This is a genomic window from Herbaspirillum sp. AP02, from assembly GCF_015767275.1.
Taxonomy (GTDB): Bacteria; Pseudomonadota; Gammaproteobacteria; order Burkholderiales; family Burkholderiaceae_D; genus Herbaspirillum.
On record NZ_JADWMY010000010.1, the window covers coordinates 165118 to 180333 of the forward strand.

At 60.6% G+C, this 15216-nt stretch carries 17 protein-coding genes; 7 read left to right on the plus strand and 10 right to left on the minus strand.

Features of this window, described 5'->3' with window-relative positions:
- The first annotated feature begins 74 nt into the window (after positions 1-74).
- The 4 genes from I5R65_RS19330 (at position 75) to I5R65_RS19345 (ending at position 2857) form a co-directional block, all read left to right on the plus strand.
- On the plus strand, positions 75-479 hold the full coding sequence (locus I5R65_RS19330) for a response regulator (protein ID WP_180670500.1): 405 nt from the start codon (positions 75-77) through the stop codon (positions 477-479).
- Between the two features lie 217 nt (positions 480-696).
- Positions 697-993 (plus strand): hypothetical protein, encoded by a 297-nt coding sequence (locus tag I5R65_RS19335; protein WP_180670502.1) that lies wholly within the window; start codon positions 697-699, stop codon positions 991-993.
- Between the two features lie 81 nt (positions 994-1074).
- Positions 1075-1449 carry a hypothetical protein gene (locus I5R65_RS19340; RefSeq protein ID WP_180670504.1) on the plus strand — a complete coding sequence of 125 codons (375 nt, stop codon included), beginning with the start codon at positions 1075-1077 and terminating at the stop codon, positions 1447-1449.
- A gap of 697 nt (positions 1450-2146) precedes the next feature.
- Positions 2147-2857 carry a GAF domain-containing protein gene (locus tag I5R65_RS19345; protein WP_180670506.1) on the plus strand — a complete coding sequence of 237 codons (711 nt, stop codon included), beginning with the start codon at positions 2147-2149 and terminating at the stop codon, positions 2855-2857.
- A 30-nt stretch (positions 2858-2887) separates the two neighbouring features.
- On the opposite strand, the gene I5R65_RS19350 is transcribed toward I5R65_RS19345, so the two are convergent.
- From I5R65_RS19350 to I5R65_RS19370, 5 genes are all read right to left on the minus strand, one after another.
- Positions 2888-3151, minus strand: coding sequence for a hypothetical protein (locus tag I5R65_RS19350; RefSeq protein ID WP_180670508.1), 264 nt, complete (start codon positions 3149-3151; stop codon positions 2888-2890).
- An 89-nt stretch (positions 3152-3240) separates the two neighbouring features.
- A complete protein-coding gene (locus tag I5R65_RS19355; RefSeq protein ID WP_196872206.1) occupies positions 3241-3708 on the minus strand; it encodes a hypothetical protein in 468 nt (155 codons plus the stop codon).
- A 125-nt stretch (positions 3709-3833) separates the two neighbouring features.
- The gene (locus I5R65_RS19360) at positions 3834-5555 is read right to left on the minus strand and encodes a methyl-accepting chemotaxis protein (protein ID WP_180670512.1); all 1722 of its coding nucleotides are present in this window, start codon (positions 5553-5555) and stop codon (positions 3834-3836) included.
- 75 nt (positions 5556-5630) lie between these two features.
- Positions 5631-6968, minus strand: a complete 1338-nt coding sequence (locus tag I5R65_RS19365; protein WP_180670514.1) for a selenocysteine synthase — start codon at positions 6966-6968, stop codon at positions 5631-5633.
- Between the two features lie 63 nt (positions 6969-7031).
- Positions 7032-7475: a GAF domain-containing protein gene (locus I5R65_RS19370; protein ID WP_180670516.1), complete on the minus strand. Its 444-nt coding sequence runs from the start codon at positions 7473-7475 to the stop codon at positions 7032-7034.
- 549 nt (positions 7476-8024) lie between these two features.
- On the opposite strand from I5R65_RS19370, the gene I5R65_RS19375 reads away from it, so the two are divergent.
- On the plus strand, positions 8025-8342 hold the full coding sequence (locus I5R65_RS19375; RefSeq protein ID WP_180670518.1) for a hypothetical protein: 318 nt from the start codon (positions 8025-8027) through the stop codon (positions 8340-8342).
- A gap of 131 nt (positions 8343-8473) precedes the next feature.
- Here the strand turns inward: I5R65_RS19375 and I5R65_RS19380 are convergent, their stop codons facing one another.
- From I5R65_RS19380 to I5R65_RS19395, 4 genes are all read right to left on the minus strand, one after another.
- Positions 8474-9880: an MmgE/PrpD family protein gene (locus tag I5R65_RS19380; RefSeq protein WP_180670519.1), complete on the minus strand. Its 1407-nt coding sequence runs from the start codon at positions 9878-9880 to the stop codon at positions 8474-8476.
- A gap of 17 nt (positions 9881-9897) precedes the next feature.
- Positions 9898-10686 (minus strand): transporter substrate-binding domain-containing protein, encoded by a 789-nt coding sequence (locus tag I5R65_RS19385; protein WP_180670521.1) that lies wholly within the window; start codon positions 10684-10686, stop codon positions 9898-9900.
- Positions 10687-10821: 135 nt separating this feature from the next.
- Positions 10822-11763: a MurR/RpiR family transcriptional regulator gene (locus tag I5R65_RS19390; RefSeq protein ID WP_370461001.1), complete on the minus strand. Its 942-nt coding sequence runs from the start codon at positions 11761-11763 to the stop codon at positions 10822-10824.
- Positions 11764-12075: 312 nt separating this feature from the next.
- A complete protein-coding gene (locus I5R65_RS19395) occupies positions 12076-12975 on the minus strand; it encodes a LysR family transcriptional regulator (protein ID WP_180670525.1) in 900 nt (299 codons plus the stop codon).
- 217 nt (positions 12976-13192) lie between these two features.
- Between I5R65_RS19395 and I5R65_RS19400 the strand changes: the two genes are divergently transcribed.
- Together I5R65_RS19400 and I5R65_RS19405 are read left to right on the plus strand one after the other, a co-directional pair.
- Complete coding sequence (locus I5R65_RS19400) at positions 13193-14152, plus strand: agmatinase (RefSeq protein WP_180670527.1); 960 nt, start codon at positions 13193-13195, stop codon at positions 14150-14152.
- A 43-nt stretch (positions 14153-14195) separates the two neighbouring features.
- Positions 14196-14609 (plus strand): RidA family protein, encoded by a 414-nt coding sequence (locus I5R65_RS19405; RefSeq protein ID WP_006462806.1) that lies wholly within the window; start codon positions 14196-14198, stop codon positions 14607-14609.
- A gap of 229 nt (positions 14610-14838) precedes the next feature.
- On the opposite strand, the gene I5R65_RS19410 is transcribed toward I5R65_RS19405, so the two are convergent.
- A complete protein-coding gene (locus tag I5R65_RS19410) occupies positions 14839-14988 on the minus strand; it encodes a hypothetical protein (RefSeq protein WP_180670528.1) in 150 nt (49 codons plus the stop codon).
- Positions 14989-15216 lie beyond the last annotated feature (228 nt).

Below are 15216 nucleotides of genomic sequence, written 5' to 3' on the forward strand. Positions count from 1 at the left end.
CAAGGTGGCTACGCGCTGAACTTCAAATCCTGAACGCAAGCAAGACACGTTCATCAGGCTGAAAGGAGCCGGTAGTGAGCACGGATCAACACTTTCTGGTGGTAGATGATTTTTCGACGATGCGTCGCATCATCATCGGACTACTCAAGGAACTGGAGTATTTGAAAACCACCGATGCCGATGACGGCACATCGGCCTTGAAAATCCTGGAATCGGGAGCATTGCCGATCAGCTTCGTGATCACCGACTGGAACATGCCGGGCATGGACGGGCTCACCCTGTTGAAGAAGATCCGGGAAAGCCCGAAATTGTTGCGTCTCCCCGTGCTCATGGTGAGCGCCGAGGCAAAGAAGGAGAACATTGTTCTGGCCGCCGAATCAGGTGCCGACGGCTACATCGTCAAACCATTCAATGCAGCGACCCTCGATGAAAAGATCAGCAAGATCCTGCAGCGCCGACGCACCATGGGGAGCCCATAAGCTGCCATCCAATGGAGAGGGAGAGACGGAATGCCATCCGTAGTGGTATCGGCTACGCGGGAATCAACACCTGTCGCGCCCACTTCATCCCCCGTACACCATCTGGGCAGGTGCACAGTCACTGTCGATGTGATCCTGCGCGAGGCGGACAGGACTTTCTTCATTTATCGCCCAATGACAGACCATTTTCAGACAACACGCCGGAGCTTGATACCTGATGCAATCCCACGATTATTTCAATGTCCCCTCGGAAAACATCGAAGCGGCAATTGCCCACCAGTCGACTCGCCCATGGCCCAGGAACGTCAGGGTACCCACGCGCGCCGAGGTAGCGGCATTGCCATTGGACGAATTGCATCGATTGATACGCAACTGGATTTACAAGAGTGCCGTCGAGATCATTCCGAGTCGCAAACAGATTGCACAGGTACTGGAGATATTGCACCAGCGCCCGGATATCGACTCGATGCCGGCGCTGCTGGCACTTTGCGAGGCGTATTCGAAACTGGAATAGAACGGGAGATCCCGGCGCTATCGCGGCCTTTTTTCGGCAACATAGCGGCGATTTCACCGCGATCTGGCTGCGCCAGACGGGATGATTTCAGTACATCGATCTGCCGCAAATGACCCATCATCCACCCCTCTTATCTACATCATGGAAAATGACCTTGCTGCGCTGTCCCGGATCGCCGAGGAGCAGCATCTGATGCTGGTCCAGATTACGAAGCTGCTCGAGACGGACATTGCCATCCGGGAGGCACATACGTCGATTCTGCATACACTGACGGCAATTGCCAGGAATGACCCGAATTTTCACAAGCTGCTATCGGACATCCATGCCTCACGTCTGAATCAACAGATGGGCATGGATGTGGACAATCGCTTTATCCAGACGTACATCGACAACATCAATACGTTTCTCCCCGAGGAGTGGAAATACTCATCGATGACCCGCCCTCCCAAAAAGTAAACCCATCTGGCCGGCCCCGATCCGGCCAGATCCCCGCTTGAAGCGATGTGCATGCACGAGTTCCGGCTCAGTGTGTTGTCGCTGACCCTGCCTGGAGGGCATCAAATGCTCCAGATGGACTTACGCCACCCACAGCGCGCCGAGCTTGGATCCGGCAACCGGATCCAAGGCATGCAGGCATCCGTCCCTGCCGCCCGGCGACCGCCATGCCATGCGCCGCTCCCCTGACAGACGTATCTCAACCGGACGTCGGATCACAACAGCCGTCCATCCCTCATCTCGCAGCCAAGGCCAGCTTGAGTTGTGGTCAAACTTCACACGTTCCATGATCTCCGTCACCTTAATATCAAACGCCATTGCAATGTCAAACAATCAAATATCGTGTAGGTTACAATCCTCCGATTTTAGGTCAGCGTTCTATAAGGCAGCAGTGTTGCTATCTTGGCATTTTCAGAACAACAACCATCAAAACTGGCCTGGAACGAATGCCTCCGTATCGTGCAAATTCGCGGATTGGTGCATGAAAACGTTTTTAATTGCCTTCACTGAACGATGAAGCAAGTATCAAATTTCATATTTCCATTATTTTTAAAATAAATATATGAAATATGAAAACTTGAAACATTGCTTTTAATCGACACTATCTGCAAGGGATCAACTGATGGGTCGCGCAACACCACCACTTGGAGGACCGAACATGTCCAACTCCGACCCTGCGATGACCTCGCGAGAGGCCGCAAAGATGTTGGGCGTTTCCATCACCACCGCCCAGATGTGGATGGAGAGCGGAATGCTGGCATCCTGGAAGACACCTGGCGGCCATCGCCGGACACGCTTGAGCTCGGTGATGACGCTGATCGGGCACCAGGACATGCCGGCCCTGGATGCGACCGCCGCTGGCGACGAACCGGGAACGGCGACCTATGCGATCACCGGCGAGGAAGCCGGGCGGTCCAGGTTTGTTGAAGAGGTCAATGCACGCTCGCAAGCCGATGCCCGCTTTGACCGGCTGACCTGGCTGGTCAGTGAACTGCTGGACGTTCCGATTTCGCTGATCACCTTCCTGACCTCGGAGCTCCAGCTCTTCAGATCGGCTCACGGCGTCAATCTGAGCTCGACGCCACGCGCGTGGGCATTCTGTAACTACACGATCAATCAGCCAGGGGTGTTCTGCGTGACGGATGCGCAGACAGACGCCCGTTTCATGAACAACCCCATGGTCACGTCCGCGCCATTTTTCCGCTTCTATGCCGGCATCCGCCTGATGTACGAGGGAAAGGCATTCGGCTCCTTGTGTGCCATCGACACCGAACCGCGCATATTGCGCTCGCACGAACGGCAAGCCCTCGAAGAACTCGCCTTGCTTGCCACCGACATCCTCAGGCTACACATCCTGGAGTCTCGCTGACGCACCTGTTGCGCAAGAACGCGCACCTGCTCAATCCTGGCCGAGACCCCTGATCGCCCAATTCAGCACAGCGTTATACATGACGGCCGAGTCGCCGTCTGTGGTGTCGCGCATGAATGAAAGCAGATGCTGCTGACAGGCGACCACGGCGGTGCAAGCACTGCCACCGAGGGCCAGTTTCGCATCGGAAAGCGCAAAGTGCAGTTTCTCGATCATGTCCTCGCCAGCGCTCGCCTGAAGAGCAAGATCACGCAGACGGTGCGCGTATTTCAAGGCCGGATTCATGGTACTCATCGCAAGTCGCCCCTCCTCAAGGATACGGTCGGTACTTGCCCGGACCGTGCAGGATGATGGGGAATAAAAGGTCGCGGCCCGCCATTGCCTCACGCCGTGCGACCATCATTGGCGACTCCGGAAAGTTTCAGCTTCTCGATGGCAGCCAGGCAATCCGCGGCCTGGCTCAAGAGCAATATGGGATGTTCCTGGACCAACAGTTCGAATCGGGGGATCACTTGCGCCAGCGAGGCAGCCAGGCCCCGATCCTGCTCATCGCTGCCCCAGAGCAGCTTCTTGACGAAGAGTTCCGCGCCCAGCGAACGCATCATCGTCATGGCCAACGCCAATTCGACACGGGTGTCATCATCCAGGCCATACTGCTCATGCAGGATCCGCTCGACTGCCTGATCCAGTTCTTCCGTTTTCTGTACATGCAGTCGATCCCCGGCACGCTCGAAATAAGTCGTGAGCATGGCCATCTGTTCGGTCAGCCTGGTCACTGAACTGATCATGGTCCTGATCTCTTGCGGCTGCATTGCCGCGATCTTCAACTTGCCTAATTGAGGGTTCTTCACGCTATTGACCTTGTCCGGTTAGCTGCAGACTGAGGACCTAGCCTGCTCTGTTCCACTGAAAATATCCGCTCAGGACGGATGCCGTTCGAGCTTGGATCTACCAATACGATCCAGGGCGAACTGGCCTATAGAAGCTCCCAGTCGAGCGCTTCCTGACGACGCGCATCTTCCTTTTTCTGCCCTTCGTTGCGCATGCGCGCGGACGAATTGCCGGCCATTGGGTGAACCGACGACATCGGCTGCTCTTCCCGATGACCGGCGGCAGAATGCGCTGATACAGCTGCCTCCGATGCCTGGTCGAGCCTGAATACGCTCACGGCAGACCGCAACTCGATGGCCTGTTCGGCCATGGTCTTGGCACCAGCCGCCACCTCCTCGACCAATGCGGCGTTCTGTTGCGTCATCTGGTCCATCTGAAGGACGGCCTGATTCACCTGCTCGATGCCAATGGTCTGCTCCGACGAAGCTTCCGTGATCTCGCGCATGATGTCGGTAACGCGACGAACTGCAATGACCGTATCATCGATGGCTTCGCCGGCCTCCACGACCAGCCGGGTTCCTCGCGCCACCCGCTCCGAAGAAAGCTTGATCAAGTCCTTCACGTCCTTGGCCGCAGCAGCGCTACGCTGGGCCAGAGACCGCACCTCGCTGGCCACGACCGCAAAGCCGCGACCCTGCTCTCCCGCCCGCGCGGATTCGACTGCGGCGTTCAAGGCCAGGATATTGGTCTGGAAAGCGATGGCTTCGATCACCGCAATGATCTCCGACACCTTGGCCGAGCTCTCGGAAATGTCGGACATGGTATCGACCACCCTCCCCACCGCTTCACCGCCCTTGGCGGCAATCTGGGAAGCATTGATCGTCAGGTTATTGGCTTGCTTGGCACTTTCGAAATTCTGGCGCACGGTGGCGGTCAGCTCCTCCAGACTTGACGCTGTCTCCTCAAGGGAGCTGGCTTGCGCTTCGGTGCGCTCGGACAGATCCGTATTACCGGTGGCGATCTCTCCGGCGGCCAGTGCGATCGATTCCCCTGAGGCCTGAATCCCTCGCACTGTTACCGTCAACTGATCCTTCATCCTACCCAATGAGCTCATCAGACTATGGTCATCATCGGTCTTGACCGGGACAAGGACGCATAAATTGCCGGCCGCAATCTGCTGGGCTACCGTCTTGGCATCCTCGGGCTCTCCACCCAACGCCCTGGAGATACTACGGGTCAGCACGTAACCAACGCCCATCGACAGCAGGATGATGAAGGCGCCCGAGCCGAGCAGCGCGAAAATTGTCATCCGGCTGGATGCACTCAGGTCGTCGCGACGCACGGACAAGAGGGCCTGCTCTTCCTCGACGAACTGCCTGATCGTTTCGCGGTAGCGATCCATGATGATCTTGTCATGCCCAGCGGAGAAGTAGCTGACCAGCGACTGCTCTGAGGCCCCCGTATTCACGCTCTCGCGCAGTCGGATCAACTCGCCATCGATGTCTTCGATCCTGCTTCGCAGGCCTTGCAACTCGATCAGCCGATTTTGCTGGACAGGATTGTCCGTCGTCAGGGATTTTGCCCTGGAAAGCGCACCGTCGACGTTCTCCTTGCCCAGCCGATAGGGTGCCAGGAAGTTTTCGTTGCCCGACACCAGATAGCCTCTCACCCCCGTTTCCATGTTGACCATGTTGATCAACATCGCTCCACCCGTTTCGATGACCTCATAGGTATGTTGATTCAGGGCATTGACCTGTTCCTGATGTCGAAAGCTCATCAGCGAAATAGCACTTCCAACCAGCGATACGACGACGATGGACGAGAAAGCGAGCCCGAGTTTTTTAGCGACCGTTAGTGAAGAAAGCATTGATCCCCCCCTCTTTGTAGTAATACGTTGCAGGCATTTTCCTGGTTGATCTGGACACTAACGGACGGCGAAACCTCACTGGCTCGCCTTTCCGAAGAGCAGGATTCTGAGCTGATCGGGTTGATCGATCATGGCGGCCACCGTGTTGAACGAGTCACGCAGCGCCTGCACCACCGCGGCAACCCCGCCCGCGCGTGCCAGGGCCTTGCTGCTCGGCTTGAGATGCAACGCGGCCGTTTCCCCAGGGTCGCCATGGGTCCGCGCCGTCAAGACGCCGAAATCGCGCAGCAGCACCATTGCCACCGCTGCACTGGCCTCGCAGGGGACCAAAGGGCAGGACTCGACCGCCATGTCCTTGAGCATGAGCAGATGACTCAATAGCGCCTCGGCATTGAGCAAGGGCCCCAGAGGGGTCGGCCTGATCCAGTCACCGAACTCATGGCGCACCGCCTCCGTCAGGCGTCGGCCATACGCCGCTTCACTGAGCAGCAACAGTGGCGTATAGGCCTGCAAAGCCCTGAGCACGCCAGCCATCGCCGGTGCGCGAGCGTCCATTCCCCATTGCTGCGCCTGCGTCTGCACCATCGCGACCAAGGCGGGATTTCCCACCATCAGCCCCGCTCGCGGCCCGTGCATGCCGGCCTTGTCGCAACTGGTGATGACCAGGTCGGCGCCCAGCGATATCGCTGATACACCATTGCACATCACGGGGCGCAATCGCGCTCCATATGCGTCGTCGACCAGTACCACAGCCCCCACCGAGTGGGCGATCTGGATCATGTACAGCAGGGTGTCGTCGCGCAGGATCTCGAGCTCACAAGTGACCGGAGTGACGATCACCAGGGCCGGCCTGATACGCTCGGCTGCCTGGACCCAGTTCTGTCCAACCGTGAACTCGTGGAAGCGGGCTCTGGCAAGTGCTGCGCCGCGACGTACCGAGACGTGCGAACGTGAACATGGCGGGAGAAGAGAAATGATGCTTCCCTCACTTGCAAGCGCACCGGAAGCTGCGATGATCCCTGCCGACGTTCTATTCAACAAAGCTGCTCCGGCATGAACCGGGGCACCCAAGTGCATGCGCGCCACGTTCTGGAACGACGCATCCATGCGACCCGGACCGAGCCACTCTTCACACCAGTTACGCATGTCTCCATGACGCAGGAAAAAATCCCTGGCGTTACCGGTAAAGACGCCGATGGAGGCCTCACCGAACAGGTGTAGTCTTTCCGCGCTCAATCGCTGCGCATGCTGGAAGCGCTGCGCCTCGTCTGCGTTGCACCGGAGGATCTCGCCTCTGGCGTAGCCGGTTTCCTCGTCCAGCGGGTTACCTAATACATCATGTCCAGGCGAACGATCGTCCATCCGCCCCAACGGTACGGATGCAATCAAGGACGGCGAAATATTGGGCGACATGGTTAATTATTTCGAAATGCGATCTTGGGAAAGGGTGGGCCACGAGCGATACCCCCCCTTCCATTAATGGGACTGACGCTCCAACAGGTAGAGCTTGTGCATGTCTGCAGCAATCATTGCCAGCCCCTCGAAGGCACGTTTCTCTCGCGCGCGAAAAATCCTTGGTTCGGTATCCATGACACAGAGACCGGCGAAAGGCGTCCCGTCAGACGACAACAGCCGGATACCGGCAAAGAACCTGACGAACGGCGGTGTCACGACCAAGGATTCTTGATAAAAGCGCATGTCCTGACTGGCATCCGGCACCAGCAAAATACCTTCATGCCTCAGCGTGTGCCTGAAAAAGGCGTGTGGGCGCGACGTCTCATCGACTTGCAAGCCTACTGCTCCGCGAAAAATCACGGTATCGGTTGCAAGCAGTCCCACCAACGACACCGGTACGTCGAGCAATTCCGCAGCCAGCCAGTTCAGCCGCTGGAATCGCTCCTCAGATTGCATGTCATCCATTTTTATTTTACGTAGGCGCGTTCCCCGATTTGTTATCGCTCACCTTGATCGACGCCGCTCCGGATGTTCATTCGGATACTCGATCTCGGCGCGTTCTCAACTCGCCCTCATCGGATCAGCCCACCCTTATCGGGCGTCGCTGTCAACGCAGGCAAGCCTGCAGAGCGATGCTGGACAGAGTCTATGCGTCTGTTATCGCCACCCCTGATTGCGGCGAAAAGGTCGCAGATGCAATACGTTTCTTAAAGTGAGAAGTCCAGATAAGCTCTCAAAAAAATTATAAACCCAGATAGCTCAAACTTTAATATTTTTTATTTTCATCATTTTTTAATAGTTAAAATACAACCACATTCGTGATTTTTATTTGTTTAAGCGGTGATTTTTATTCAATAAATGATAAATATATTAAAGTAGGATATTTCCTGACGGGAGGTATTTGGTGAGTTTCCGACTCCGCCAGGCCCGGCAGACTCATCGGTATCAGCGCCGCGCACGAAGCTCATGGGGCGATCTTTGGCTGCTTGCAACAAGCCTGCTCTGAAGCAGCACATGTCCCAAGCAAGGCGGCCCGATACGGAACATGGGCATGTCATGGCAGCGCGACGTGAAAACGCATCCACCTTGAAACAGACAGGGTTGACCATGCAACGACGATGCAAATTGACTAAGGTTCAGAACGAACTCGACACCGCTTACATGGACGCCATGCGCTTGGTCACGAAACTGGTTCTCACGGCCGCACCGGTCGAGAACGGACTGGATTGTGCACCGACCGCCAGCGAGCTGGCCCACTTCGAACAGGCGATGGCGAAGCTGCAGCGTGCGGCCGCGGAGGCCAAGGTTCTCATCAAGATCTGCGATACCTGACACCTCTATCGCAACCGTCAGGTGCATTTCCAGAAACCGGACCAAGCCGGCTGTACGGCTGCGCCTTGGCTGTCCGGCCATCCCGCCAATGAGGAGCGGATTGCCCACATCCTCGGAGCGCGCTGATCCGCTCAGGCGGCGAAGGGAAACAGGGCGCGCACGCTGCTGAGCCCTTGTTGCCCCTGCGGCCCTTCCAGCCCCTCCAACTGCGCCAGCCGCTGCCCGGCCACGGACTCGTCGATGCCACCATAGCGCAGGCATTCCAGGAATTTCTCGCGCTGCTGGTCCGGGGTCAAGGGCTCGCGTGCCGCGCCACGCGGGGCATCGCGACGGCCACGCAACTGCCGGCCATCCCTCAACGAGAGACAGACCTCGGCCCCCTCGGGGGCCTGCTGCTGCCGGGCAGGGTCCTGCCATTGCGCGCTACTTGACATGCTGACCTTGGCCATGAGTGCGATCATGTCGGCCTGCGCCAGCCGCGCCGCCTCCAGGTCCTGCAGGCGCGGCCCGCCGTGCAGCACGGCCGCCGCGATGGCGAAGGGCATGCTGAACTGTGCCTGCTGGGGCGTGTGTGGACGATCATGGATCAGATTGGCGATGACGATGGGCGGCACGTCGCAGTGGATGGCAAGAATCTCCTCGCTGCGCACGCCATGCGCCGCGATCAATTCCACCACCACATCGACGGCGGCATGCGACGACAGGCAGACCGGGATGCGCTTGACGTCCAGCCCCGGGTCTTCCAGCGTCCAGCGTCGCCCCAGCGCGCTGAAGACACTCCCGTCAAAATGAGCGTCATTGAAGAGATGCGCAACGCCATGGCGATGTTCGAAGGCATCGACCGGACCGGTCGCGCCGGCCTGCGCCAGCCAGGCCGCCATCACCCCGGCCTCGGCGGCACGTCCGGCCAGCAGGGCCTTGGCATCGGTGCCGAAGCCGGCCTTGATGCCGGCCGCACTGGCAGCGGCCAGGCCGAGTGCCTGCGCGGCCTGCTGCTCGTCCAGACGCAGCAGCCAGGCTGCCGCCGCGCAGGCGCCGATGGGGCCGAGTATCCCGCTGCTCCACCAGCCGCGCCGGTAGAGCCGGTTGTCGGTCGCCAGCCCCAACGTGTACTGGCATTCAGCACCGACCACCAAGGCCGTCAACAAGGCCTGCCCATCCGCATCGATCTGCTGCGCCACCGCCAGCGCCGCCGGCACGATCACCGCCGAGCCATGGACGAAACCGGCATAGCAGTTGTCGTCGAAGTCCAGCGCATGCGCGGCCACCGCATTGACCAGCGCGGCGTGGCGCGACTGAGCGCGCTGGTCGCTGCCGGCCAGGCCACAAGGAGCGGCCGTGCCATCGGCTTGCACCAGCAGGCGGGCATGGGCCGCCACGCGGGTGCGGCCACCGGCAGTGATCACACCGAGGGTATCGATGAGGCTATGCAGGGCGATGCGACGGATGCGCGGCGGGATGCTCCCCGCTTCCTGCCGCACCAGCCAGCGCGCCATGGCAGGGATGGCAAGGAAGGTCGCTGGCACATCGCCTGTCATGGCGGAGTGCGGCTCGCTCAATCCGGCAACTGCCCGGCCGGCGCGCCCAGCCAGGTCTGCGAGAACTTGTCGATGGTGCCATCGGCGCGGGCCTCGCGGATGATCATGTTGACCTTCGCCAGCAGGGTCGATTCACCCTTGGGCATGGCCACGTAGCAGGGCGCATTGGCCAGGATCACCTTCAGTTCCATGTCCAGCGAGGGATTCATCTTCTGCAGCGCGGCCGCAACAGTGGTGCCGGTGGCGAACATCTGCACATGCCCGGCCAGGAAGGCCGACAGCGTGGCATTGTTGTCCTCGAAGCGCTTGACCACCGCACCCGGGGCCATCTGTTCCAGTTCCTGGTCCTGCATCGAGCCACGGGTCACCGAAATGGTCTTGCCGTTGAGTTCGGCAAAGCTGCTGGCCTTGACCTTCTTGGTACCGAACACCGCATCGAAGAACGGCGCATAGGCCAGGCTGAAGTCCACCACCTTGGCGCGTTCGGCGGTCTTGCCCAGCGACGAGATGGTGATGTCGGCCTTGTTGGTCTGCAGGTAGGCGATGCGGTTGGGCGCGGTCACCGGTACCAGTTCGACCTTCACGCCGAGCTTGTTGCCGATCAGTTGCGCCATGTCGATGTCGTAGCCACGCGGGGTCATGTCGCTACCCACCGAACCGTAAGGGGGATAGTCGGTCGGCACGGCCACGCGAATGGACTTGCGCGCCATGATGGTGCTGTAGAGGTCGTCGGCCAGCACGGGCGAGCTGGCCACGGCCAGGCCAGCCGCGAGGGTCAGCATGGCAAGTAGGGAGCGGCGTTTCATGGAAAACCTTTCTGGAGCCAAGCTCCGTCGATACGCAGGATGAGTGGGGTCGAGAACGCCTTCTGGCGTGCTTGTTGTCCGTCGCATGTCTCGGGCATGCGCCGCTCCGGTAATGCCTTCTGCGCTGCAACCTCTTCAGGTGCGGCGGCGTCTGTTGCGGGTGGGCGCAGCCGCGCGCGGTTCCAGCGCGGGGGCTTCCTCGCCCTGGCTGCCCCACCATTCGCCCACGCCCCAGAGTTTTCTCTCGGTGTCGGCGATCTGTGACTTGATGTTGATCTTTGCGGTGGCGGCCATGAGCGCCGCCAGGATTTCCGCCACCAGAAAGGCCGGCAGCAAGGTATCGAAGAACGACGCGCCCTTGTTGGGCACGATGATGGCTTCGCTGGCCATGCGCGCCATGGGCGAGCTGGCGCTGTCGGTGATGACCACCAGCCGCACGCCGGCCTTCTGCAGATGGGTGGCGATCGACATGGCGCGGCGCGAATGCGGCGCCATGCTGCAGATCAGCGCCACATCGCGCGAAGAGGGCTGGTGCATCAGCTTCATGATGCCGCTCTCGCCGGCACCATCCACCAGCGTGACATTGCGCGCAAAGAATTCACACACATGGGCGAACTGGAAGGCCACCGGGAAGGAACCACGCAGACCCAGGCAAAAGATGTCACGCGCCGCCGACAGCAACTTGGCGGCACGCATGATGGCGGGCATGGTCGGGCCGCTGGCGAAGGAGCGTATCTGCGCTTCGGCGGTCTGCACCAGGTCCATGGCCAGGGCGTCTTCGCCGATGCGCTGGTGCAATTCCACCAGGCCCTGGGCGCGTGAACCGAATTCGCTGCCCTGGCTGCGCAGGCTGGCCTTGAACACTTCGCGCACGGCATCGTAGCCGGACAGCCCGAGTGCCTTGGCAAAGCGCGTCATGGTGGAAGGCGGCACCTCGATCAGGCGCGCCTGTTCGCGCATGGACAGCACCGCCACCTCATGCGGGTGATCCAGCACGAAGGCAGCCACCTCCCGCACCTGGCGCGGCAGGCGGTCGAAGCGTTCCTTGATGAGGGCGGTCAGCGCAGCTTGGTTCACGATGCAGGGCAAGTGGCGGAAGATAGCCCTGCATGAGCAACATGTGTGCCAATTGCCGATGCAAACGATACAAATGAACCATTTGCGGCCGCGCTTGGCCTGCGTCAGCACGGGCCTGCCACCGGGCTTACCCCGTCCCGGGGACGACCGGGAGCGATACAAACGAAACAGAAATCGGCCCTTCCTGTATCGGCCGCCTCTCCCGCGCGATGGGGATGGCGCCGCGCCCGGGCCGTGTCAGCGGCGGCGCAGCGCCCCGTCATGGGACATCACGCCCCATGCCGACGCAAAGCCGTGGGCGATGCTGCTCCCTCAGCTCGCCAGATGAGCGGCGGAACGGGTGTGCAATTCGCGCAGCAGAGACAGAAACAGTTCAGCGCGGTGCGTGGAGGGACGGTGCGGGTCGGTCACCGCGCAGATCGGATGGACGAAGGTCGGACTGGCGCGGCGCGCGCGCAGGGCGTAGCGCTTGCCGATCAATTGCGCGTAGTGCGTGGGCAGCAGGCCGACATAGTCGCCGCTGGCCACCAGCAGGGCAATGGCTTCCAGGCCACCGGCCTCCGGTCCACGCTCATAGCCGCCATCGGCCAGCACCTGATCGACATAGGGATGGGGCCGGTAGACCAATGGCCAGACCGCCTTGCGCGACTCGGCGCCCTCCTTGCGCACGGCGCCATAGAGACGATGACTCTCGACGAACAGTGGCAGGTAATCGAACTCATCGTCGCCCGGATAACGGCCACGGATGGCGATATCGACCCGCTGCTCGCGCAGCGCCTGGTTCAGCTCGGGAAAGGTCATCACTTCGATGCGCGGCTGCACCTGGGGCGCGCGCCGCCTGAGCGCCGCGATGGCCTGCGGCAACTTGCAATCGGGATGACTCAGGGCATGCTCTACCACCCCCAGCGCCAGCGGCCCGGACAGCACGCCATGCACGGCATCGATCTCGGGACGAATGCGCTCCAGCGAACGCAGGGCGGTGGTGGCCAGCTTGAGCGCCACCTCGCCCTCGGGCGTGAGCCGGAAACCGGCCGGTCCCCGCTCGCACAGGCGCACGCCCAGGCGCTCCTCGACCTCGCGTACATGGCGGCTGATGGAGGCCTTGGACATCAGCAGCACGCGCTCGGCCGCCGCAAATCCACCGGCCTCGGCGACGTTGCAGAAGACCCGCAGCGAGCGCAGGTCGCGCTCATCGAAATCCAGCCTGATCATGACGCTCCTGTCTGCATGCACCGTTGCGGTGAAATGCGATGAAATACGGTGAAATGCGGTGAAGATACAAAGTCTCGAAAAATGAAACTATACCTCCAAAAGAATCATTTTCTATCATCACCGCGACTCACTACAGTGAATGCATGCCACGGCGGCCCATCGTTCCCCCACTGATGCGTTCAGGGTCCGCTGCATTTCTCCCACCAGGAAACCACCCATGGACAAGCTCACCGCACCGCGCACCGGCCACAAGACCCTGCTGTATTCGGAACTGGTCACCGACCTCACCGATTTCAAGGCTGACATCGCGGTTCTGGGTGTCCCTTTCGGCGCCGCCTACGGCCCACGCCAGTACAGCAACGACCAGACCAATGCGCCGCAGGCACTGCGCGAGCTGAGCGACCGGATGGTGCGCCATCCCAGCCACTATGACTTCGATATCGATGGCCCGCTGCTGCAGGAGCGCGAGGATATCCGCTTCGTCGATTGCGGCGATGTCCTGCCCGACCTGGCCCAGCCGGAGCTGCACAAGCAGCGTGCCGAAAGCGCCGTGCGCCAGATCCTGCGCGGCGGCGCGCTGCCCATCGTGCTGGGCGGCGACCACGGCATCACCAACCCGGTGCTGCGCGGCTTCGACGAAGTCGGGCCGATCACGCTGGTCCACATCGATGCCCACCTCGACTGGCGCGACGAGGTCAACGGCGTGCGCGACGGCCTGTCCAGCGTGATCCGCCGCGCCTCCGAGCTGCCCTACGTCAAGCACATCGTGCAGATCGGCCTGCGCGCCCAGGGCAGCGGGCGGCCGGCCGACTATCGCGCCGCCAAGGAATGGGGCGCCGACCTGATCAGCGCCTATGAATTGCACGACATCGGCATGGAGGCGGTGCTGGCGCGCATTCCCGATGGCGGCAACTACTACCTGACCATCGATGCCGATGGCCTGGACTGCGCCATCATGCCGGCCGTCGATGGCCCCGCGCCGGGCGGCGTCACCTTCCTGCAGGCGCGCAAGCTGATCCACGGACTGGTGCGCAAGGGCCGCGTGGTGGGCATGGACATCGTGGAAATCCAGCCGGCCAAGGACAATGCCAGCAAGATCAGTGGCGTCACCGCCGGCCGCCTGATCGTCAATCTCATCGGCGCCACCATCCGCGCCGGCTATTTCGACAAGAAGTAAGAAGCCCCGCTCACTATTCCAACCACCCATTTCCGGAACCGCCATGGCCCATACCCGCATCCGCAAGTTCAACACCCGCGAAACCTATCCCGAGCAGAAGCTGGACAATGACCTCTGCCAGGCCGTGGTGGCCCGCGGCACCATGGTCTTCCTGCGGGGACAGATCGGCCAGGACCTCGATACCTCCGAGAGCGTCTGCATCGGCGACGTCAAGGGACAGACCGAGCAGGCCATGAAGAACATCGACATGCTGCTCAAGGAAGCCGGCAGCCAGCTGGACCATATCTGCAAGCTCACCATCTATATCTCCGACCCGCGTTTCCGCGAGGATGTCTACACCGTCGTGGGCAAGTGGCTCAAGGGCGTCTATCCGGTCTCGACCGGGATCGTGGTGACGGCCTTCGCCCGCCCGGAGTATCTGGTCGAGGTGGATGCCACGGCGGTGATTCCCGACTGATAGGGCCGATCAGGCCTCGCCACTCCTTTACGCAGTGACCGCCAGGTGCGGCACTGGAACACTTCCGGTAAGTAGCTGTTCTTGGGCCGCATCGATGATGCGGCCTTTTTTTGGCGGGATGCGGTGCAGCAGTTGGAGGCGGAAGGAAGGAAGGAAGGAAGGAAGGAAGGAAGGAGCGGGCAGCGAAGTCCCGCTCCGGGTCCGGCGGCCAGGGCCGCCGGCGGGAGGATCAGCGGGAAGAGTTGTCGCGCGACATTGTCGACAAACCCGAATACAGGCTGCAGCTAGCCGGCGCGCCGCGATGGGAACCGGTGTCCAGTTCGCTGGAGTCGTTCAGGTAATCGACCAGCTTGCGATAGAGCTTTGCGAAGTAGTGCATGACTTACCCCCTTTCAATGTGTCACTGTTCAATGTGCCACTGTTGGCGAATAGTGGCCGTACTTGACGATCCACCAATGCCGGCTTGTCAGTCCCACCCGTTTTACGGCCCGGCACGAACCGTATAAATTGTTTATATGATTTATTCTATTTGTATGCGGCGGCCACGTCTATCAGGAATTTTCTGACATTGCCCTGCGTGTTGCGTGACATCCTCACTTCCGGTGCG

What these genes read in the sequence shown, in the direction of transcription:
- I5R65_RS19335 (WP_180670502.1), top strand. Translation starts at nt 697, where the DNA reads ATGCAATCCCACGATTATTTCAATGTCCCCTCGGAAAACATCGAAGCG.
- I5R65_RS19340 (WP_180670504.1), top strand. Translation starts at nt 1,075, where the DNA reads ATGATTTCAGTACATCGATCTGCCGCAAATGACCCATCATCCACCCCT.
- I5R65_RS19345 (WP_180670506.1), top strand. Translation starts at nt 2,147, where the DNA reads ATGTCCAACTCCGACCCTGCGATGACCTCGCGAGAGGCCGCAAAGATG.
- I5R65_RS19350 (WP_180670508.1), bottom strand. Translation starts at nt 3,151, where the DNA reads ATGAGTACCATGAATCCGGCCTTGAAATACGCGCACCGTCTGCGTGAT.
- I5R65_RS19360 (WP_180670512.1), bottom strand. Translation starts at nt 5,555, where the DNA reads ATGCTTTCTTCACTAACGGTCGCTAAAAAACTCGGGCTCGCTTTCTCG.
- I5R65_RS19365 (WP_180670514.1), bottom strand. Translation starts at nt 6,968, where the DNA reads ATGTCGCCCAATATTTCGCCGTCCTTGATTGCATCCGTACCGTTGGGG.
- I5R65_RS19370 (WP_180670516.1), bottom strand. Translation starts at nt 7,475, where the DNA reads ATGGATGACATGCAATCTGAGGAGCGATTCCAGCGGCTGAACTGGCTG.
- I5R65_RS19375 (WP_180670518.1), top strand. Translation starts at nt 8,025, where the DNA reads ATGTCCCAAGCAAGGCGGCCCGATACGGAACATGGGCATGTCATGGCA.
- I5R65_RS19380 (WP_180670519.1), bottom strand. Translation starts at nt 9,880, where the DNA reads ATGACAGGCGATGTGCCAGCGACCTTCCTTGCCATCCCTGCCATGGCG.
- I5R65_RS19385 (WP_180670521.1), bottom strand. Translation starts at nt 10,686, where the DNA reads ATGAAACGCCGCTCCCTACTTGCCATGCTGACCCTCGCGGCTGGCCTG.
- I5R65_RS19395 (WP_180670525.1), bottom strand. Translation starts at nt 12,975, where the DNA reads ATGATCAGGCTGGATTTCGATGAGCGCGACCTGCGCTCGCTGCGGGTC.
- I5R65_RS19400 (WP_180670527.1), top strand. Translation starts at nt 13,193, where the DNA reads ATGGACAAGCTCACCGCACCGCGCACCGGCCACAAGACCCTGCTGTAT.
- I5R65_RS19405 (WP_006462806.1), top strand. Translation starts at nt 14,196, where the DNA reads ATGGCCCATACCCGCATCCGCAAGTTCAACACCCGCGAAACCTATCCC.
- I5R65_RS19410 (WP_180670528.1), bottom strand. Translation starts at nt 14,988, where the DNA reads ATGCACTACTTCGCAAAGCTCTATCGCAAGCTGGTCGATTACCTGAAC.